At 46.5% G+C, this 20,304-nt stretch carries 16 protein-coding genes; 11 read left to right on the top strand and 5 right to left on the bottom strand.

Going from position 1 to position 20,304, the window contains the following annotated elements; genetic code table 11:
• Positions 1-44 precede the first annotated feature (44 nt).
• The 6 genes from BUA17_RS28910 (at position 45) to BUA17_RS28935 (ending at position 7,747) form a co-directional block, all read left to right on the top strand.
• On the top strand, positions 45-1,622 hold the full coding sequence (locus tag BUA17_RS28910) for an extracellular solute-binding protein (protein ID WP_072735772.1): 1,578 nt from the start codon (positions 45-47) through the stop codon (positions 1,620-1,622).
• A gap of 80 nt (positions 1,623-1,702) precedes the next feature.
• On the top strand, positions 1,703-2,629 hold the full coding sequence (locus BUA17_RS28915; RefSeq protein ID WP_072735773.1) for an ABC transporter permease: 927 nt from the start codon (positions 1,703-1,705) through the stop codon (positions 2,627-2,629).
• Between the two features lie 29 nt (positions 2,630-2,658).
• A complete protein-coding gene (locus BUA17_RS28920; RefSeq protein WP_072735774.1) occupies positions 2,659-3,543 on the top strand; it encodes a carbohydrate ABC transporter permease in 885 nt (294 codons plus the stop codon).
• Positions 3,544-3,592: 49 nt separating this feature from the next.
• Positions 3,593-5,926: a helix-turn-helix domain-containing protein gene (locus tag BUA17_RS28925; RefSeq protein ID WP_072735775.1), complete on the top strand. Its 2,334-nt coding sequence runs from the start codon at positions 3,593-3,595 to the stop codon at positions 5,924-5,926.
• 33 nt (positions 5,927-5,959) lie between these two features.
• A complete protein-coding gene (locus BUA17_RS28930) occupies positions 5,960-7,087 on the top strand; it encodes a glycoside hydrolase family 88 protein (RefSeq protein WP_072735776.1) in 1,128 nt (375 codons plus the stop codon).
• Between the two features lie 150 nt (positions 7,088-7,237).
• Positions 7,238-7,747, top strand: coding sequence for a GNAT family N-acetyltransferase (locus BUA17_RS28935; RefSeq protein ID WP_072735777.1), 510 nt, complete (start codon positions 7,238-7,240; stop codon positions 7,745-7,747).
• Between the two features lie 203 nt (positions 7,748-7,950).
• On the opposite strand, the gene BUA17_RS28940 is transcribed toward BUA17_RS28935, so the two are convergent.
• The 5 genes from BUA17_RS28940 to BUA17_RS28960 all read right to left on the bottom strand — a co-directional run bounded on the left by BUA17_RS28940 (position 7,951) and on the right by BUA17_RS28960 (position 15,047).
• Positions 7,951-9,711, bottom strand: coding sequence for a sulfatase family protein (locus BUA17_RS28940; RefSeq protein WP_170867964.1), 1,761 nt, complete (start codon positions 9,709-9,711; stop codon positions 7,951-7,953).
• 144 nt (positions 9,712-9,855) lie between these two features.
• Positions 9,856-10,857, bottom strand: a complete 1,002-nt coding sequence (pdxA, locus tag BUA17_RS28945) for a 4-hydroxythreonine-4-phosphate dehydrogenase PdxA (RefSeq protein WP_072735778.1) — start codon at positions 10,855-10,857, stop codon at positions 9,856-9,858.
• The gene (locus tag BUA17_RS28950; protein WP_072735779.1) at positions 10,854-12,149 is read right to left on the bottom strand and encodes a four-carbon acid sugar kinase family protein; all 1,296 of its coding nucleotides are present in this window, start codon (positions 12,147-12,149) and stop codon (positions 10,854-10,856) included. The genes pdxA and BUA17_RS28950 overlap by 4 nt, the downstream gene beginning before the upstream one ends.
• Before the next feature lie 62 nt (positions 12,150-12,211).
• Positions 12,212-13,198 (bottom strand): 2-keto-3-deoxygluconate permease, encoded by a 987-nt coding sequence (locus BUA17_RS28955; protein WP_072735780.1) that lies wholly within the window; start codon positions 13,196-13,198, stop codon positions 12,212-12,214.
• A 166-nt stretch (positions 13,199-13,364) separates the two neighbouring features.
• A complete protein-coding gene (locus tag BUA17_RS28960; protein WP_072735813.1) occupies positions 13,365-15,047 on the bottom strand; it encodes a sigma-54-dependent transcriptional regulator in 1,683 nt (560 codons plus the stop codon).
• Between the two features lie 384 nt (positions 15,048-15,431).
• Here BUA17_RS28960 and BUA17_RS28965 point away from each other — a divergent pair, with 384 nt between their 5' ends.
• From BUA17_RS28965 to BUA17_RS28985, 5 genes are all read left to right on the top strand, one after another.
• Complete coding sequence (locus tag BUA17_RS28965; RefSeq protein ID WP_072735781.1) at positions 15,432-16,382, top strand: alpha/beta fold hydrolase; 951 nt, start codon at positions 15,432-15,434, stop codon at positions 16,380-16,382.
• Positions 16,383-16,588: 206 nt separating this feature from the next.
• Positions 16,589-17,293 (top strand): PspA/IM30 family protein, encoded by a 705-nt coding sequence (locus BUA17_RS28970; protein ID WP_170867965.1) that lies wholly within the window; start codon positions 16,589-16,591, stop codon positions 17,291-17,293.
• A 44-nt stretch (positions 17,294-17,337) separates the two neighbouring features.
• Positions 17,338-18,369: a TFIIB-type zinc ribbon-containing protein gene (locus BUA17_RS28975; protein ID WP_063566469.1), complete on the top strand. Its 1,032-nt coding sequence runs from the start codon at positions 17,338-17,340 to the stop codon at positions 18,367-18,369.
• 74 nt (positions 18,370-18,443) lie between these two features.
• Positions 18,444-19,172 (top strand): TPM domain-containing protein, encoded by a 729-nt coding sequence (locus BUA17_RS28980; protein WP_244552248.1) that lies wholly within the window; start codon positions 18,444-18,446, stop codon positions 19,170-19,172.
• A gap of 71 nt (positions 19,173-19,243) precedes the next feature.
• A complete protein-coding gene (locus BUA17_RS28985; protein ID WP_072735783.1) occupies positions 19,244-20,260 on the top strand; it encodes an SPFH domain-containing protein in 1,017 nt (338 codons plus the stop codon).
• The last annotated feature ends 44 nt before the right edge of the window (positions 20,261-20,304 follow it).

The raw sequence follows: 20,304 nt of genomic DNA on the forward strand, positions 1-20,304 counted from the left end.
GGCTGCTTATCCACGATACAAATTCAATGGGGGGACGTGAAGTGATGAAAAGGTCATGGAGAAAACGACTGACAATTGGAATCTGCCTAATGATGAGCATTGCTGCTCTTGGGGGCTGTTCAGGAGACAACGGAAGTGCAGGTGAAGCAGGAGGAGATGGACCTACCCCCATTTCAATCTGGATGTCGATGAATACCAATGCTTCCATCACACTCAAAAGCATGAATGAAATCACGGCGATTAAGGAATGGGAGAAGAAAACCAATACCAAAATCGAATTCCAGCATCCCGCTGTGGGTGCCGAGACCGAACAGTTCAATGTCATGATTGCCTCGAATCAGCTGCCTGATGCCATGTTTGTCAATGGAGATTACGCCAAGCTATTCAATGATGGTATCATCATTCGACTTAACGATCTTATTGATGAATACGCTCCCAATTTGAAAAAGATCCTGGACGACAATCCCGAGGTTGCCAAACAGTTAAAAGCCGACAACGGAGATATCTATGCGATACCGCATCTGCGGCTGGGGGAATACAAAACCTTCGGCGGTACGTTCATCCGTCAGGATTGGTTGGATGAGCTGAAGCTGGAGAAACCGGAAACGATTGAGGAATGGGAAACGGTACTCAAGGCCTTCAAGGAGAAAAAAGGCGTAGCAGCGCCGCTATTGTTTGGTGCACCACCCAAAATGAGCACGATGGGACCAGCCGCACCGACATATCTGGAGGCTTACGGCATCACTAATAATACGTTTATGAAAGATGGCAAGGTGGTCTATGGACCAATCGAGCCAGAATATAAGGAATTTCTAACCATGTTCCATCGCTGGTATCAGGAGGGATTGGTTGATCCCGATTTTGCTACCAATGACCAGAAAACATACGACGCCAAAATTTTGAGCAGTCAAGCTGGTGCATTTTTCACCTTCATCGGTGGAGGTGTAGGCCGCTACCTGCCCGCTCTGCAGGAAACGGATCCGAACGCCAACCTGACAGCCACTCAATATCCAGTGCTGAATAAGGGTGATGAACCACTGTTTACCGGACGTTCCTGGGAGTGGAGCAGTAGCGGCGTTGTGCTCACCAATAGCAACAAACATCCGGAGGAAACGGTCAAAGCACTCGATTATTTCTTCAGTGAAGAAGGACATATGCTCAAAAATTTCGGTATGGAGGGCCTCACCTTTACGATGAAGGACGGTTACCCGACCTATACTGATGAGATTTTGAAAAATCCAGACGGTCTGTCGGTTGCTCAGGCCATGGCCAAACATTTTATTGCGAACTATCCCTTCGTGGGGGAGGATGACGATAGGTACAACGAGCAATATTATCAGCTCCAACAGCAGAAGGATGCGGCGGTTCTGTTCTCCAAATACAGCGAGAATACACTGAAGGTGGGCCTTCCTCCAACCAGTCTGACAACAGAAGAATCTACGGAGTACAGCAAGATCATGAGTGATATTGGAACCTACCGGGACGAGATGTTCGTCAAATTTGTCATTGGGGTTGAGCCGATTGAGAACTTTGACAAGTTTGTGGATCAGATCAACAAGTTTAACGTGAAACGGGCTGTTGAAATTCAGCAAGCTGCCCTGGACCGTTATAAAGCCAGATAAGGAAGAGATGTCCACGGTGGTGTAGCCGTTTTACGACTTTGCTGCCGTGGATGCCCTCTTTGGAATGAAAAAGGAAGGGGATGAAAGAGTTGTCGCACAAGCTTTCCTTGTTATGGCTCAATTACAAAAAGAATAAAGCCATCTATTGGATGGCTCTTCCCGTCGTTTTATATTTTCTCGTCTTCAAATACCTGCCGATGTACGGAGCCATCATTGCGTTCAAAGACTACTCGGTGGGCAAAGGCATATGGGGCAGTGATTGGGTCGGATTGCAGCATTTTCGTGATTTCTTTAAGAGCTATTATTTCTGGCGAATTCTGAAGAATACTCTTTTGCTAAGCTTTTATCAGCTGTTGTTCGGTTTTCCGGCTCCCATTCTTCTTGCTCTTCTGCTTAACGAGCTCAGACATGAAATCTTCAAACGTACGGTGCAGACGATCTCGTATATTCCTCACTTTATTTCCATTGTTGTCATCTGTGGCATGATTGTTGATTTCTCATCTCGTGATGGACTGTTTAACACCATCATTGGCTATTTTGGTGGACAGAGCAGCGCGCTTCTCAGCGATCCGGCCAATTTCCGTACCATTTATACCGCCTCATCGATCTGGCAGGAGCTCGGCTTCTCCAGCATCATTTATTTGGCTGCACTTAGCGGCATTAACCCTGAGCTCTACGATGCTGCCAACGTGGACGGAGCGAGTCGGCTTCGCCAGGTGTGGCATATCACGCTTCCCGGCATCATTCCGATGATTATGATCCTCCTCATACTCCGCATTGGTGGACTGATGGAGATTGGGTTCGAGAAAATTATTCTGCTCTATAATCCGAATGTGTATGATACGGCAGATGTGATCTCGACGTTTGTCTACCGCAAAGGGATTAGTGAAAGTGCCGAGTTCAGCTATACCACCGCGGTGGGTCTCTTCCAGTCGGTCATCAACTTTACGCTGCTAATAGGTGCCAATCGCCTGTCCAAGGCGATATCCAATACCAAGCTGTTCTAGCCAAGAACGAGGTGAAGGGAGGGATTTCTTTGCGAATGAAAAGGTCCATTGGAGAGCGTCTGTTTGGCGGTGCCAACGCGATTCTGATGACAGGGCTAATTATCGTAACCTTGTATCCACTGCTGCATGTGCTAAATGCATCGCTTAGCGACTCAGGTCAACTCATGGCCCATAGAGGCCTGCTGCTTTTCCCCAAAGGGATTACGATGGAGAGCTACAAGCTGGTGCTGAGCAACCCCAACATCCTATCCGGATACAGGAACACGATATTCATTGTGGTGGTGGGCACGGCGCTTAATCTGCTGTTCACCATTCTGGGGGCGTACACGTTGTCCCGCAAAAGCTTTATGCTCCGCAATCCGATTATGCTGGCGATTGTATTTACGATGTTTTTTAACGGCGGAATTATACCGTCTTATCTTTTGATCAATAACACGCTTCATATGGGCAACAGCCTCTGGGCTCTGATTGTACCTGGTCTAATCAGCAGCTATAATCTGATTATTATGCGAACTTCCTTTGCGGAAATCTCGGAAAGTCTACTAGAATCGGCCCGTATAGACGGGGCGGGAGAGATGCTCATTCTGTGGCGGATCGTCGTACCATTGTCCATGCCCGTTATTGCGGTGATGATTCTCTTTTACGGCGTCGGTCACTGGAATTCATGGTTCAGTGCGATCTTGTATATTCGGGACCGGAACCTGTTTCCACTTCAACTGGTGCTGCGAGAAATTCTGATTCAGAACAGTACAGACTCGATGACCACAGGAGCGACCGCTATGGACAAAGAGGCCATCGGGGAAAGTGTGAAATACGCAACCGTCATGGTAGCCACCCTGCCTATATTGTTCATCTATCCGTTTCTGCAGAAATACTTTGTTAAAGGTGTTATGATCGGAGCAATCAAAGAATAGAGTTGCCTTATCAAGCCATACCAAATAACAAACGGTGAGGAGGAGACGCATGAAGAGAAAAAGCATCCTGTTATCCTGGGGCATTTCTTACATGGTCATTCTGCTCATACCGATTGTGATCGGTGCTGCTGTTTTTGCCGAGTCTCGCATGTTGCTTGAGGAAGAAGTTAATCGTTCCAACATGGTGCTGTTATCTCAGGTACAGGAAACCATTGATAACCAGATTGGTGATATTGGCAGCATTAGCAATCAATTAATGGCTGACTCTCAACTCATGAGCTTCATTAATCATGCATCTGAACAGGATGCCCGCTGGAGAGTCATGGGGATTGATCTGATCAAAAACCTGAAATCTACACGCGTCGGAAACGGCTTGATTAGTGAACTATACATTTATATCAAACAACCCGATATCGCGTTGTCCTCGTCTTCACTTATTCAAAAAAATTATTTATATGACATGTTCTATCAGGGCACCAATGTAACCGAGGAAGCTTGGACCCGGCTTATGCATGATTCCGGTAAGAGCATGTACCGAAAGATGGAGGTTCGGAGTGAAGATCGACGGATTGAAGACACGCTTGTCTATATTCAGCCGTTTCCTATTCAGAATGGCGCTGACAGCCCTGCGACCTTCGTTGTTAGCCTGGACCCTAACCGATTCCAGCAAGCCATTGATAACGTACGTTTGGAAAAAGAGAGCACCGTGTTCATTCTAGATCACGACGGTCAAACGTTATTTTCTACCGGATCACTTGAAACCCCTTACATAAGTGGGGAAGGTCTTAACCTTTTCAATGATGCTGGGAAAAGAACGGAAACGATCGATTGGAACGGAGAATCCGTGACCATATCGCAGATTTCTTCTAAGATCCAGGACTGGAAGTATGTATCCATCATACCTACCCGAATCTATGCCAAGAAGCTGACGGTTATCCGCGATATTACGCTTGGAGGCGTTGCTGCAGGGCTTATCCTTGGCGGGGTGGCAGCCTGGTGGTTCACTAGACGGAATTACCGTCCGCTGGGACGGATCATGAACATTATCTCGGATAAGGTTAAATGGAAACTGGAACAGCCGGACGATGAATATGGTATTTTGCAATCTGTTCTGATGCAAGCCTGGGAAGAGCAGGATCAATTTGCGAACAGGCTTAAGGATCAGCAAAGCGTTATACGGAGCAGTCTGCTCTCCAAGTTGATGAAGGGTAGGGTACAGGTGGGTGAGGAGTTTGCTTCGACCTTGGAACGTTCAGGTATTCGATTCGAGACGGAGTCGTTTGCTGTATTGCTCCTGCACATTGAGGATGTTGAAGGGCTGTTTCGTTCCAGAGTACGTGAGCAGGACCAGGAGGAGAAGCATCAATTTGTGCATCTGATTCTGACCAATGTGCTGGAGGAGATGATCGGCTCAATCGGTCATGTATACTCTGCGGACATTGATGGAAGAATTGCGTTCCTGATCAATATTCGGGAGTGTGAGGAGGATACCAGTCATCGGTTAATTCGTGCAGTCGAAGAAGCCCAGCGTTTCATCGGCTCCCGATTCTGCGTGTACTTCACTGTTGGCGTTAGCCATGTTCATCACCGTATTGGGGAAATCGCGGATTGTTTCCGGGAATCGGAAGAAGCGCTGGAATACAGGCTGATTCTGGGGATCGGTCAAATTATTGATCCGAACCGGATTCGTAGGCCTAAGGAGGAGCTGTATTACCCTCTTGATCTGGAGAGACAGCTCATCAATTATATTGCTACTGGAAATTATGCCCGTTCCACGGAAGTGATGAATGAGATTCTCATGACTAATTTTGCGGGAGAGCCCTTGTCTGTTGAACTGGCTCGCTGTCTGATGTTTGAGTTGATCGGTACCTTTCTGAAAGCTACGGAGCAGATCAAGACGGACGACCAGAACGAGATGACGCAGCGCAACGATCTGATTCGGCAATTGTTTGCATGTGAGACCTTTGAGGAGATTGAGTCCGAATTGCTTCGGATACTGGAGACGGTATGCCAGACGGTGCATGAGCGCAAGCGGTCCCGCAGTGAGGAATTGAGGGATCAACTGGTGGAATTCATTCATGAGAGTTATGCAGATGTCAATCTGGGCTTGACCCATTTATCCGAGCGCTTTCGGTTTCATCCAACCTATGTCTCAAAGTACTTCAAGGAACAGACCGGAGTCAACGTGATCGATTACATCAACCAATATCGAATTGAGCAATCCAAGAAAATTCTACAGGCAGAGGAACTGACGATCCAGGACGTATCCGAGCGGGTGGGTTTCCTGAACAGCAATTCGTTCATTCGTGTTTTCAAGAAATATGAGGGGATCACTCCCGGTCAATATAAGCAAAATAGCAGACTTGTCCAGCAAGAGGCTTGAAGAATATGACTTGTCTAGAGGAGGAACTGTTCCATGTGGAAAAAAGCTATTGAAGATGCACTCCATGTCACTCGGCATAATATAGATCGATTCGAAGGACGCTTTCCCCATGTTAGTAATGGGGATGAGCATTATGTGCTTAACGATAATACGGAGTGGACGGCAGGGTTCTGGTCAGGCATCCTGTGGTTATGCACGGAGTATACTCAGGACCCGAGGTTTCGTGAGGCTGCCGTGAATAGCGTCGATAACTTCCGTCGGCGAATGGAACAGAAAATTATTTTCGATCATCATGATATTGGCTTCCTTTATTCGTTGTCTTCTAAGGCACAATGGATTGTGGAGCATGACGTCGCTGCAAGGGAACTCACGCTGGAGGCAGCCGATATGCTGATGAAACGCTGGCGGGAGGATGCTGGACTGATTCAGGCCTGGGGGCGGAAAGGTGATGTGAATAACGGAGGGCGAATTATTATCGATTGCCTGCTCAATCTTCCACTGCTGTTCTGGGCGTATGAGCAGACCAATAACGAGGAGTATCGCCGCGTTGCCGAACTGCATGCACTGAAAAGCCGCCGCTTCCTCGTTCGTGGAGACGACTCAAGTTATCATACCTTTTATTTTGACCAGGCTACCGGAGAGGCTATTCGAGGCGGTACGCATCAAGGCTACAATGATGGCTCTACCTGGACTCGCGGACAGGCATGGGGAATATACGGATTTGCACTGTGCAGCCGCTATCTGCAAAGTACAGAGATGCTGGAGACAGCCAAACGTCTTGCCCGTTATTTCCTTGCCCATCTTCCGGAGGACGAAGTAGCGTATTGGGATTTTGATGCCCCGCAGACGCCTGAACCGAAACGGGACAGTTCTGCATCGGCTATTGTTGCCTGTGGTCTGCTAGAAATTGCCGGACGGCTTGATGAAGCCGATCCTGAGCGGGAGGCTTTTCGGAAAGCAGCGGAATCGTCCATGAAATCCTTATTTAATCATTATTCCACGCAGGGCTCGGATACAGCGGAGGGTCTGCTGAAGCATGGTTCATACTCCGTAAGAGGTGGAGATTCACCTGATGATTACACGATCTGGGGCGATTATTTTTATCTTGAGGCGCTGATGCGTCTGGAAAGAGGTATTCCTGGATATTGGTACGATCGATAAGGTGACTCCTTATATACATTAGTTTTTTTGTTGTATCAACTTGTGAAGTAAGATTAAGGGTCAGTATAATGTTATCTATTGAGAGTATTGGGCCAAACATTTATATTCTGGTGGGTTTCATCGTCCATGCTCCAGAAGGGGGATGTTTTCTTGAAAGTTCTTGAAACAGATCGGTTAAACCTTCGTTGGCTGTCACCGGATGATGGGGAGTTTATGCTTGAGCTTTTGAATGATCCTTCCTGGCTGGAGTTCATTGGCGACAGAGGTGTGAGAACCGTGGAAGGCGCACGTGAATATATCCTGAATGGCCCAGTCGAGATGTACAACCGCTTAGGGTTCGGGCTGTTCTTGACGGAGCGGAAAGCGGATGGTGTTCCGGTCGGGATTTGTGGGCTGATCAAACGAGATTCTTTGGAAGATGTGGACATCGGGTATGCTTTTCTTCCACAGTTCTGGGGGAATGGATATGCGTACGAGTCGGCTGCGGCAACATTGGACCATGGAAGAACGGTGCTGGGCTTCGATCGGATCGTGGCGATCTCTTCATCAAATAATCAAAAATCTGCAAAGCTTCTTGAAAAACTGGGATTAAAATTTGAAAAAATGATCCGGTTTTCGGATGATGCAGAAGAGCTAAGATTGTATGGTTCAGATAAATAACGAAATTGGGCTTGGATGATGAGTCTCCATTTCAATATTAATATAAATATATAAAAGGGGATGTCCCATAAGTCATGAACATGACGAGGACATCCTTTTTAGCTTATTACTATTTAACGAAACGAGCACATGTTATTAGCTGCAATTTCCATAAGTCTACGATTTGGTTTAACGAATGATAGAGATGTTATTTCTCCAAATCTCTATATCGTAGATTGATGAGGATACAAACGTTTTTGTTTCCGTTGTTCCTCCAGAAGTTGCATCATCCATTGCTGAATGTTCATCGTCTGCGCAGTGGCATAGGCGGAATGGGCGAGATTGCAGGTCTCCAGCGGGTCATCTGTCAAGTTGTACAATTCATATTCATCCTGTACCGGCTCTGTTTTCGTTAACGTTACACATTGTCCTGAAGCGGGCTTTCCAACGGGCTGTGTGATGACATCTTTTACCCCAGGCTGACTCCAAAATTGAGTATTGTCAAAATACCGGGAAAATTTCCAGATTTCCGGTTTGTTGTTTTTATAAAGGGTGGTAATTACGGTTTCGATATGGTTGGGTTGTACCACAGACGAATAGGGCATGCCTAATGGATTGGTTTGGTGCTGACCACGTGTGACATCATCGTCCGTCATAAAATAGACCGGTTGCTGGGTCAGCGCCGGATTATTATTTCCATAAACAAGAGGCGTGAGATCACGTCCTACCAAATGGCGGGCTTCACTGAAATTCTTTTGCAATCGTCCATGGATTTCGGAAACGTTAATATTGGCCAGACCCAGCATGGTTGGCAGCAGATCGACATGACTTGTCAGGCTATGCACATGTTGTTGCTCGGGAAACAGTTGTTTATTGTGAATCAAAAAAGGAACATGAAGGTATTCCTCATAGGCACAGTACCATTTTTGATGAAGATTGCCGTGAGCGCCCAACAGGTCGCCATGATCCGATGTGAAAATAACAATGGTATTGTCATAGAAGGAGGAGCGCGTAAGAGCCTCATACACTTTGAACATTTGGCAATCCGCATTTTTTTGCAATTGGTAATATAGCTGGCGGTAGAAGCTCTGATTGGTGATAGGCTGTAAAGCTCTTGGATACAAGTCTCGGTAATTTGCCTGACAACGTGGTTTGGTACCCAGCCACTCGTGTATTGTCGGGGGAGCGTCGACTGCGGGCATCGGATCTACCTCGAATTTGAAATCGGGTAGGCGCGCGGCGAGATCACCATATAACGTAATATCATGGGGGTTCACAAAGGAAGAGACAATGAGCCAGGGCTCGACTTGTTGGTGTTCATTCTTCCTGCGATCAAGGGACTCAATGAGATGAACTGTTTCGGCGGCGTATACCTCATCCCGTCCACTTAAGCCAAAAGCGGCGGAGGAAGCGGAGTTTCGAGGGTTTCTGCCTATGGGATCAGGGCCGATCCAATCGGAGAATCCGAAGTCCTCCAAACGACTCGCGTGAAGGTACAGGCTTTCCAACTGGGGTTCAGGAACCCCGGTCAGGGGGTGGTAACTGGGAACGCTTTGGTGGATGCCGGGAGAGATGATATCCGCATTGGATATATGCCATTTTCCCTTATAGTACGTCTGGTATCCTGCTGCTCGGAAGTAATTGCCCATCGTAGGCACCGTATTAGGATTCAGCCAGAACATGTCAGAGTCATACGATTCCTTGGCAATGCCGACAGTCTGACTGACACCGTGCAGTGATGGATACTGACCTGTGAAAATGGTAGCCCGGCTGGGACAGCAGGCGGTTGTTCCGATATAATGCCGATGGAATTCCATACTATGAGACTTTAAACGTTCCTGGGTAATCAGATTTTCTCTACGCCATGCCTGTATTTCTTTACTCTCATATACAGGAGGATAACGCTCTTCATCTACAAGAATGACGAGAAAGTTGGGTTTCTCCATAGTAGAAGATGGCAGGGAAGTATTGTTCACGGAGTTCATACACCCTCAATCGTTTTTTACTTTAAGGTATGTGATGATGATTACGAAAAGTCCATATCCACTGACTGCGCTTGTACACAAAACGACCGTTTCCCAGTAGAAGAATGGGGAACGGTCGTTACTGTATATATCTCTTGGATTACTTTAAATTTGCGTTTTGGGCGCAAGTTCAATGGCGGAACGGATGGCGGCCAGCATGCTTTTGTCATCGGCGATGTTTTTGCCTGCGATGTCAAAGGCTGTTCCATGGTCTACAGAAGTACGGATAATGCCGCCTTTGAGACCCACCGTAATGTTCACGCCTTCTTCAATGCCCATGACCTTAATTGGTGCATGTCCTTGATCGTGATAACAAGCCACAACGATATCAAAATCGCCACGGCCAGCGCGGAAGAATAACGTGTCCGCCGGAAGTGGACCAACGACGTTAATGCCTTCCTTTTGCGCACGTTCGATGCCGGGCTGTAGTTTTTCTTCCTCTTCACCATTACCGAACAGTCCGTTCTCACCTGCATGCGGGTTAATACCGCAAACAGCTACACGCGGATTTTCGAAGCCAGCTTTTTTCAAAGTATCATGAGCCAGTTTAACCACAGTGTATGTTCTTTCCGGGTTGATGCTGGCAATGGCATCAATCAGACCCATATGCGTCGTAAGGTGAATCACTCGCAGATTGGGTGTAGTCAGCATCATGGAGAAATCCTCGGTATCGGTCAAATCAGCCAAAATCTCGGTGTGACCTGGATACAAGTGCCCACCTAGGTGCAGGGCTTCCTTGTTCAGAGGCGCCGTGCAGATGGAGTGAATTTGCTGTTTTTTCGCCAGATCAATGGCTTTCGCCAGAAACTGAAATGCTGCATCTCCCGCAACGGAAGATACTTTTCCATATTCCAGATCTGCAGGAATGAGATTCAGATCAATAATGTCCACAGTACCGAATTCATACTTGGCTTCGGATGGTTCATGAATGGCATTTACTTTCAGGCTCGATCCGATGACAGGCAGGACACGCTCCAATATTTTTGCATCGCCAATGACGAGTGGATTGCAATTGTTGTAGACCTCCTGATGGCCCAATGCTTTCATAATGATCTCGGGTCCAATACCTGCTGCATCGCCCATTGTAATTCCTACGGTTGGTTTCATATGGTAACTCCTCCTTTTAATTTCTCAATGGCATGGATGAAGACGTCGGGCTTGCCGAACCCGCCCGCTTTGGTAATCACGTGCAGATCCTCAATTCCAATAAATTTCGATATCGGTACACCAATTTCAAGCTCATCAAGCAGCTCAAAACCGCTGATATTCCACTTCATACAGATTTGCTTAGCTGTATCTCCGCCCGTCATGGATACACCTTTGAAATACCCATTCTCCAGCAGCTTGGCGCAGATTTCACCTATGGCCCGTACAATTTCATTGCTGACCTCGGTGTGATTAAGTCCTCTGACTTCACCCTTAGCACGTGCTAGCTCAATATCTACCTGTTCGGCGGTTGAATAGAGGACAACGTCATTGCCCTCTACGGCTTTGGCCATCACTTCCTCATACACACGATCGATTTCTTGCTCACGATCTGCTGCACCCGATACGGCTTTGAACGAGTGGAACGGGATGGATGATACGTCGGTTTTCTGTAGCAACAGCTTGAGCTGCTCACGAGAGTTTTTGTTCACACTCCCTACAACGGTGAGGATCGGACCTGGGTTTGCCGGAATGGTCAATTCCGCAGATTTGGCTCCCAAGCCGTAATGAGTGGGAAGGTAGTTCGCAATTCCCGCCGATCCTGCCCAGGCAAATGAATAATCAAGCTTGCTGGTGATGCTTAGAACCTGCTCCAAATGCTGTTCATCTGTCGAGTCGACGAGGATATAGGGAATGCCGTTTGCCTTAAAGGTTTCCAGTTGCGTCTTCATATGATCTGTACCCGATTCAAGATCACTCACCGTAATCTCGCCCACTTCATACTTGGTCTGAAGCTTGAGCAAATCCGGAAGATATGAAAGAGTGACAGGTGTCTTCGGATCATTCGCAATCTCGGTATCGGCTAGTGGAACCCCGTTCAGATAATGCGTGCCATTAAGAATGGTGCGATTGTTCTTGGGATAGCCTGGGGCGATCATCATAAAATCGGGCTTGACCACATCATACAAAGCGTCGATCTCGATCCCGATGTTTCCGCGCATGGTTGAATCCATTTTTTTGAAAATGGTGCCAAATCCGTTCTTTAACAGCAGTTCGGCTGCTCGACTAACCCGCTGATATGCATCCTCCGGTGTGATGGAACGGCTGTCGGTATCAAACACGACCGCATCGTAATTACGAATGTTATCTTCGTCCATGTTGAATAGTACGCTTGTCTTTAATCCATGACGGGCAAGCTGCACCCCGCTGTCATTGGCGCCGGTCAAATCATCTGCAATAATGGCTAATTTCATGCAGTCATCCCTCCTTGAAAATCAAAATTAAATATAAGTCCGGTCAGCTAAATTCAATGCATTTATGTGGACGGTCTTTGATTGTATTTCTCGACACCGCCTGATTTCTCCAGCCTTTTGGAGAGGAATCCGATGAAGATCGGCAGTAGAATGGCAGTCGTCACAACACTCGCAGCAATTTGTACTGTAGCAATCTCGGCAATCGGAGCAAATGAAGCATTGGCAGCCACGATGGCAGCAGGTGTACCTACAGCGTTACCGGCTGTGGAACCTTCCGAAGCTCCGACAATGGGATTCCAGCCAATGGCTTTGAAGAGCAGGTAGCCGACGCCGCCAGTAATCAATACAGTAATTACACCCAGCATGATGCCGCTAAGTCCGCCTTGAATGATGGACGAGAAGTTGATGCCCATACCGAGTGAAAAGGCGAAGAATGGAACGAGCTTGTCACTGCCTTTGTGCAGCCAATCAGCAAGGTTACGATCCAGGTTACCGATAACAACACCGACGATCAGTGGAAGCAGTACGGCTACAAAAGCCATCGGGGAGAACATGCCGTTGGCAAAGCCCATCGCACCGAAAATGGAAAGAGCAACCATGGTGAGGAACGGTCCGTCGCTGAGTGCGAGGAACGGATAAGCCGCTTTGTCATCTTCTTTGCCGTATTGTCCAGCCAGCGCGATGTACAGTCCACCATTGGAATTCGTCATTGCAGCGATAATAGCAAGCGGCGCCAAACCAAGGAATAAACCATTGGAATCCGCAAAATAGATGGCGATCAAACCTAATACTGCACCAACTGCCCACTTGAACACAAGCAAGGTAACGCCTTTACCAACCGAAGAACCGGCCGTCTTGAACGTAATTTGCGTACCAGCAATCAACAGGAACAGGGCGATCAATGTGCTTGAGCTATTTACGAACAGGGCTTCCGTGAAACCCCCGATTCGCAAAGCATTCGGAAAGAATGTGTTAATGGTTGCACCGAGCAACAGGGGAACAACCATCATACCGCCAGGAATACGATCTAATGTTGCTTTAATGTTCATAGTAGTGGCTCCTTATGAAGTAATCGTTTTTATAAAGCGTTTGCAGGGATTATGTTATCTCATATTGTTTATTTTAGCAACACTTAATTATTGTAAATTTTAAGTAATAGTTATAAGTGTTTAATTATGCAACACATATAATCGTAAAAAAAGCGTAAACCTAAAGTTACTCTTTAAGTTTACGCCATAACGTGGCACGGTTAATCCCTAAGCGTTCGGCCGCCTTGGATTGATTATTGTTTTCCTCATGTAGAACGAGTTGAATAATCTCTTTTTCGATCTCTTTCAGCGTACCACTGAGTTTCATCGTATTGGATGAGGGTTGTTCACCGAGCAGATGTGATAAGGTCTCGGCTGAGATCACGTAGTCCTGTTCATTCAGTGCAGCCTGTTTGATTAGATGTCTCAACTGGTTTACAGTCATATGCGGAACTTGATCCTTAACTAGCTGCAACGCGTCCTCTTTCATCTTCACCGCAACTGTCCCATACTTCTGGTAGTAATCGCTGAGGAAGTGCTGGATCAGTGGCGCAAGATCCTCCTGCCTGTCCACAAGGCTCGGCATAATGATCGTATTCAGCTCGACATCCAGCGTTTTATTAGGATTCAATCCCTGTTCCCCCAGGATGAATACCCCGATCTGCCTCTGTAGACAGGTCTGAATGAATGAGATCAACTCCTCATCTTTCGAACCATTTTCCAAAAGATTAATTTCTACGTTTCGCACTTTGGAAAGTGGAATTTTGTGCAAATGTCCTGGAGGAACCTGGGCAAGATCGATTTGGAGCATCAGCCCACCGCTGGAGTACATTTGATGAATATGTTTTACCAGAAAAGACTTGCCCGAATCCGCTTCGCCTAGCAGATAAATGGGTTCATGGTTTTCGTAAAGCGCCCGGATATTCTTCAATACGGCCTGCATGGCAGGGGATTCGGCAACAATCGGCTCCATGGATATATCGGTATATGCCGTTATGCCGAATTGTGCAAAAGCATAGGGCTGTCCTTTTTCAAGGGAGTATACTTTATAGGTTTTTTTACTTAACGTCGTTTCGTAGGCCGTCACCGTAAGCTGGTAATCATCCACGATGAACACATTTTGAACTTGGGATTGATGGAAATCCAGGTTGGTATTGGTGAGGTAAATCTGATTATCGGTAAGCGGATTCTGCTCAAAATCAGTTAAATTCTCGAATACAACTTCGTTCTGGTCGTCCAAGATCATGAGATTTGGATGCTCCTGGGTAACCAGGTTGTTCAGTATGATGGATATCGCGTGATTTTTGCTCAAGTACCGATATACCAACTGTGCATCTTCAAGCGCTCTGAGAATGGATTCCTTGCCAGACTGGATCAGCAATCCTTCCATTCCATAGGTTTTGGCTGTATTCACGGTGATAACATCGCCAACAATCTGACGATACCCTGACGCTTTCAGCTCCAGCAGCAGCCTTGCCACATCCTCCGAGCTGCGTATGGTATATACCTTTAAAGGCAGTTCCATCAGATCGATAATCGACTGTGCCCCTGAAGTAATATTGGCAAAGCCAACGATAGCGGTTTGGCCGTTGAACTGGCTCGCCAGCGTTAGCGAACGAATCATGTCATATCCGGATAACTGCACATCAATGACGGGAATGGTTACGGCTTCCTTGATTAGTTGTGCAGTACCGCCGCGGCTAATCATAATCTCCGCTCCGTTTCGTTCAGCCTGGGCCGCCAATTCGGCGCCTTTCATCAGGTCGCCCACCTCATATTGAATGGCTAACTGGGGAAATAGCGGAATGCACTCTTCTATAATAGTGGTCATGGATTCGTAAGGAGCGATAATATGAACTCGTGTACGCATAATTTTCCTGCCTTTTATAAAAATCATTCATGGTTCCTGCCGGTACATCAGACCAGAGGGCTTTCCTTATTATAGCCAACTTGCAGAGGAATGGCATCCCTGGCTCCTGACGGATTCAGTTATGCTGACAAGCAAACAGATTATCTGGATGTACTCTCCTCCTTGGAAGTGTGATAAAGATGACGGAATACCATATTCGGATTTTTCAAACGGGAAGCACAACTGGCGCAGATTGCCGCATACGTTCATGCTAATTTTGACGTCGATCTGCTGGATGTCTTCTTCACAGCGGTGGAGAGCCTTCCCGTGGAATCCTAGTAAAGTATACGTCTATGAACACATGTTATAATAATTGGAAATGGGACAGAATGTTGGGGGAATGTAATGAAAATTGTACAACGAATGGGTTATGGTGTCTTGGCTTTAATGGGTATCCTGCTTTTGTTCATAGCGATTAGTTTCACGAATCATACAATTAAACTAAAGAAAGAATCGGCTATACTATCACCCCCAGGTGTAATGGTTGATGTTAATAATCACCCAATGCATGTCTATACAGAAGGTTCCGGAGAACATACACTGGTCTTTATGTCAGGTGGGGGCACATCTTCTCCTGTATTGGATTTCAAGGCGCTCTATTCCAGATTGTCGGATCAATACAAGATTGCTGTTGTTGAGAAGGCAGGCTACGGTTTCAGTCCAACGGCAAAGGCCCCCCGTGATATCAATACGATGTTGGAAGAAACCAGAGCAGCTCTGACGTTAGCGGGAGAAACACCGCCCTATGTGTTGTTTCCGCATTCCATGTCGGGTATAGAAGCACTATATTGGGCACAAATGTATCCAAACGAAGTTGAGGCTATTAATGGTCTTGATCCTGCTATTCCAGAAGTTTATGAAAAGTATCCTCTACCTTCAGCTGGTATGATGAGCCTTACAAGCCTAGGAGCTCGTGTCGGAATAACCCGTTTTTTCCCCGACATCGTTAACTCGTCCGCTGCAATTGAAGAGAAGAGGTTGTCCTCCCAAGAGGAGGAGATCTATAGGGCATTATTTTATAAGAAAACGCAGACACTGAACATGAATGAAGAAGTTAAAATGATTAGGAATAATGCATCACAAGTTTTAGAACGAGGTATTCCGGATGTGCCCATGTATTTTTTTATATCGAATGGAGAGGAATTACCTGTCGAGAATTGGCGAAATTACTTAGTGAAGTATGTTGAGTCTGTGAAGAATGGGCGCTATCTGTTGTTACATAACGGTCATTACGTTCATGATACTGATCCGGATCTAATTGCAGAGGAAAGTATCAAATTTATAGAAGAACTGTGAATGATGAAAAGGAAATCACTGATTTCGGAAGAGGTTTTAGTTAATGAGGCGACGCCATAGGCGATCGTCTTTTCTTTTATAATGTAAGGAGATTGTGTCACGCTTGGATTACTTCAGATTTATGGTTGCAGTGGCAGTAAATGAAACCTTCATCCCCATATTCATGTATTATAGTACATATGAACTGATCGAAGGAGGAACGAATGATGGGAATCTTATCGAGGTTTAGGGACGTGATGAAAGCGAATATGAACCATGCGCTGGCTCGGTCGCAAGATCCGGAGAAGACGGTGAATGAATATATGCGGAGCTTGAGCAGTGATTTGGGTCAGGTGAAGGCAGAGACGGCTGCGGTTCTCTCGGATGAGAGCCGGGCGAAGAGGGCTTTGGACGAATGCAGTGCAGAGATTAAGAAATTACAGCGGTATGCAGAGAAATCTGCGGAGTCTGGTGATGAAGCCAAGGCACGTGGTTTTTTGGAAAAGAAGGCAGAGCAGGCTAAGAAACGGAATGAATTACAAGCTGCCTATGATCGGGCTTCTGCCAAAGCCAAAATGATGAAGCATATGCACGAGAAGCTGGTGGCGGATATGGGGCAATTGGAAGCTCGGCATACGGAGCTGAAGGGCAGAATGGCGGCTGCCAATGCGCAACAACAGGCCAATGAACGGAACGCCTCCGCCGCCAATGCGAATGCTGCTTTGAAGGCGATGGAAGACAAAGCGAATCAGGCACTTAATGAAGCTGAGGCTTTGGCTGAACTGCGTGCTGGGGCACAGGAAGATGATCTGGATGTGCTAATTGCGCAGTTGGAGCAGCAAATGAATGCCGATGCGGGTAATAATGCACAGGTGACGCCGAGTCCAGAGGAAGAGCTTGCAGCAATTCAGAAGAAATTGGAAGATAAATAACGATATATGATGTAATACATTTCGTTAAACATTGAGGTGAGCAAATGCCGGTAATCGAGTACAAGTGTCCCAACTGCGGCAGTGGAATGCTTTTTGATAGTGCAACTGGAGCGTTATCCTGCCCCAGCTGCGGACGACAGGATAACATCGAACAGATCCCCGATCCGCTGAAGAAACAGGTGTTCACGGAGAATGAGGTCAAGGAGTATCACTGTAACAGCTGCGGCGCCGATATTGTGACTGAGCCGGAGACAAGTGCAACGACATGCAGCTTCTGTGGAGCTGCCGTTGTTCTGAGTGATCGACTGACGGGAGATCTGGCACCGGCCATGGTCTTACCCTTTTCGATCAGTAAGGATGAGGCCAAGCAGGCGTTCAAAAAGTGGTGCAGAAACGGCTTGCTGACACCTAGCGGATTCATGACGGCTGACCGAGTCAAGAGCATTACCGGGATATATGTGCCTTTCTGGTTATATGAGTTACATAACAAAATCGAAGTTCATGGCCGTGGCACAAAGATCAGAACTTACACGCAGGGTGATTACCATTACACGGAAACGCAGCATTTCGATATTTACCGGAGAATCCGGCTGAATTATGTGAATCTGCCCATTGATGCATCGGAGAAAATGAAAGATGAACTGATGGATAAGCTGGAGCCATTTCCTTATAACCAGTTAAAGCTTTTCAAAACACCGTATCTCGCCGGGTATATTGCGGAAAAATATAGTTATACCGATGAGGAACTATACCCGCGCGCCAAGGAAAAAACGAGCTCTTATATCGATTCTTATATTGCATCAACGGTTTCTGGTTATAACAGTGTTAGTTACACGGACAAACAGATTGATACTACGTTAAAAAATGCAGACTATGTGCTGCTCCCAGTATGGATGGTTTACTATGACTACAATCGTTCGCAGTATACCTTTGCCATGAATGGACAGACGGGTAAAGTGGTTGGTAAACCGCCTATTAGCAAAGCTAAAGTTGCCGGATGGTTCGCAGGTATTTCAGCCGTTTCTTTGTTGTCATTGAAACTGGTCTCCTGGATGATGGGAGGTGGATTCCTGTGAGGGAAAGAAAACATCTGGCATGGATGGCAGCACTCATTTTATTGGTGATTACCCTCGTGTCTCCATTGATTCCAATGTCAGTTGTATCGGCAGCAGACAGCAAGAACCTGATTTACGATGAAGCTAATCTGCTGAACGAGCAGGAGAAAGGTGAACTGAACGCATTGGCGAATGAGTATGGGGCGGAGAGGCAGACGGATTTTGTTATTCTGACAACGAATAATACACAGAATCAGGATGTACAGCTGCTGACAGAGGATTTCTATGATGAGCACGCTCTTGGGTATGACAAAGCGAATGGAAATGCGGTCATTCTGACGATGGACATGAATAATCGGGAAGTGTATTTGGCTGGATTCTATAAAGCTGAAGATTATCTGGACAACGGTCGGCTGCAATCAATCCGAAGCAGGATTACCTCTGAATTATCTAGTGGGGATTACAAACTCGCTTTTGAGAAATATATTAAGCTTTCCTATAAATATATGGGGTATGAACCTGGTGTGAACCCGAACAATATTTTATTTAACGGTTGGTTCCAATTAGGAGTATCGGTATTAATAGGAGGCGTTGTTGTTGGGATTATGACTTACCGTTCTGGCGGACGTGTGACGGTCAATCGGGCGACCTATGAAGATTCAAGTACTTCCAGTGTAATCGATCGTCAGGATCGGTATATTCGTACTACTGTAACCAAACGCAAAATTGAGAAGAACAACAATAACGGTGGCGGAGGTGGCGGTGGGGGCGGAGGTACCAGCCGAGGCGGTCATTCGCACAGTGGTAGTAGAGGATCTTTCTAGCAGGAAAAACAACAACTCAACTTATGTCATGATGATGCAAAATGCTTACTATAGAAGGGATGGGAACGAGTATGGGATTTTTCAAAAATCAATTTTCGAATGTGGTGGAATGGGAAGAGTTCAGAGATGATATGATTTTCTGGAAGTGGAGTAACCGTGAGATCAAGAAGGGAAGTAAATTGATTATCCGTTCGGGGCAGGATGCGATCTTCCTGAATAACGGCAAGGTGGAAGGGATTTTTGAGGACGAAGGGTCGTTTAATATCGATTCCGAGATCATTCCGTTTCTGTCTACCTTAAAAGGCTTCAAGTTCGGATTCAACAGCGGCATGCGGGTCGAAGTGCTGTTTGTGAATACGAAGGAGTTTACGGTTCGATGGGGTACGCAAAGTCCGGTATTAATTCCAACTCCTCAACTTCCAGGTGGAATGCCGGTTCGTGCGAATGGTACGTTTAATTTTAAAGTGAGTGACTATGTTACATTGATCGATAAAATCGCGGGTATCAAGCAGAGCTATCTGGTCGAGGATGTCAAAATCCGGATTACGTCTGTGCTGGATCAGTTGCTAATGAAATGGATTAGCCGTGAGGGTAAGGACATGTTCAACCTGCAGGCGAATGCCTCGGATATTGCCAAAGGTATTCAGGAAGATCTGGATATGCAAATGATGGACATCGGAATCGGAATTACAGGCTTCCAGGTGATGAGCTTCAATTATCCGCAGGAGATCCAGGATATGATTACGAAGACTGCTTCACATGAAATGATCGGCAATTTGCAAAAATATCAGCAGGTCAGCATGACTGATGGTATCTCATCCGGTAAAGTTAAGGGTGGCGGCGCTGCTTCGGATATGGCGGGCATGATGATGGGCATGAACATGGCGAATGAAATGATGAAGAACATGAATCAGAATCAGAACAACCAGAATCAGAATTCGGATCAAAAGCCTGCGGCTAATCAAAACAGCGATGCAGGTGCATCTTCTTCATCTGGAGACCATAAAAAGCCGAATTTCTGTCCGAACTGTGGCGCTAAGAATGAAGGAGCAAACTTCTGTCCAAACTGTGGTCAGAAGTTGGGTTAACCTATATCTAAAATATAAGAAGGGCTTACTCTAAGGTCAAACTT

The sequence above is a fragment of the Paenibacillus sp. ov031 genome, from assembly GCF_900143165.1.
GTDB classification, from domain to species: Bacteria; Bacillota; Bacilli; order Paenibacillales; family Paenibacillaceae; genus Paenibacillus; species Paenibacillus marchantiae.

Coding starts and splice junctions, on each gene's coding strand:
- BUA17_RS28910 (WP_072735772.1), top strand. CDS start 45: ATGAAAAGGTCATGGAGAAAACGACTGACAATTGGAATCTGCCTAATG.
- BUA17_RS28915 (WP_072735773.1), top strand. CDS start 1,703: ATGAAAGAGTTGTCGCACAAGCTTTCCTTGTTATGGCTCAATTACAAA.
- BUA17_RS28925 (WP_072735775.1), top strand. CDS start 3,593: ATGAAGAGAAAAAGCATCCTGTTATCCTGGGGCATTTCTTACATGGTC.
- BUA17_RS28930 (WP_072735776.1), top strand. CDS start 5,960: ATGTGGAAAAAAGCTATTGAAGATGCACTCCATGTCACTCGGCATAAT.
- BUA17_RS28940 (WP_170867964.1), bottom strand. CDS start 9,711: ATGAACTCCGTGAACAATACTTCCCTGCCATCTTCTACTATGGAGAAA.
- pdxA (WP_072735778.1), bottom strand. CDS start 10,857: ATGAAACCAACCGTAGGAATTACAATGGGCGATGCAGCAGGTATTGGA.
- BUA17_RS28950 (WP_072735779.1), bottom strand. CDS start 12,149: ATGAAATTAGCCATTATTGCAGATGATTTGACCGGCGCCAATGACAGC.
- BUA17_RS28955 (WP_072735780.1), bottom strand. CDS start 13,198: ATGAACATTAAAGCAACATTAGATCGTATTCCTGGCGGTATGATGGTT.
- BUA17_RS28960 (WP_072735813.1), bottom strand. CDS start 15,047: ATGCGTACACGAGTTCATATTATCGCTCCTTACGAATCCATGACCACT.
- BUA17_RS28965 (WP_072735781.1), top strand. CDS start 15,432: ATGAAAATTGTACAACGAATGGGTTATGGTGTCTTGGCTTTAATGGGT.
- BUA17_RS28970 (WP_170867965.1), top strand. CDS start 16,589: ATGGGAATCTTATCGAGGTTTAGGGACGTGATGAAAGCGAATATGAAC.
- BUA17_RS28975 (WP_063566469.1), top strand. CDS start 17,338: ATGCCGGTAATCGAGTACAAGTGTCCCAACTGCGGCAGTGGAATGCTT.
- BUA17_RS28980 (WP_244552248.1), top strand. CDS start 18,444: ATGTCAGTTGTATCGGCAGCAGACAGCAAGAACCTGATTTACGATGAA.
- BUA17_RS28985 (WP_072735783.1), top strand. CDS start 19,244: ATGGGATTTTTCAAAAATCAATTTTCGAATGTGGTGGAATGGGAAGAG.